The organism is Thioalkalivibrio sp. XN279, assembly GCF_011089885.1.
GTDB lineage: Bacteria > Pseudomonadota > Gammaproteobacteria > Steroidobacterales > XN24 > XN24.
Map to the genome: position 1 here is coordinate 1 of NZ_JAANBD010000014.1, position 353 is coordinate 353.

Below are 353 nucleotides of genomic sequence, written 5' to 3' on the forward strand. Positions count from 1 at the left end.
AACCTGGCGTCCTTTGAGGTCAAGTTCATTGAGAACGGCGACACCAGCCAGGTGTACAACCTCGGGACCTACAGTGGCGTGACCGACCTGGGCAATGGCTGGCTGCAGGTATCGATCCCGATGAGCGATTTTGCGGCGACGATCGCCGGCAACCAGGGCTTCCTGCTCGGCCCGCTGGGCGGCCAGGCGGCGCCGTTCACGCTCCTGCTGACCGATATCGGCTTCACTGCTGCTGACGGTGGCATCATTCCCGACAATGTCGTGTACGCGACGGACCCGGGCGTGACTGAGGACCTGGCCCCTGCTGGCGTCAACAACTTCGGTTCCGGGGCGGTTTTCGACTTCGACTTCGC

At 63.2% G+C, this 353-nt stretch carries 1 protein-coding gene; it reads left to right on the top strand.

The window, feature by feature from the left end; translation table 11 throughout:
- Positions 1-353 (top strand): hypothetical protein (locus G8346_RS01600; RefSeq protein WP_166047551.1); only part of this gene is annotated, 353 nt, incomplete at both ends.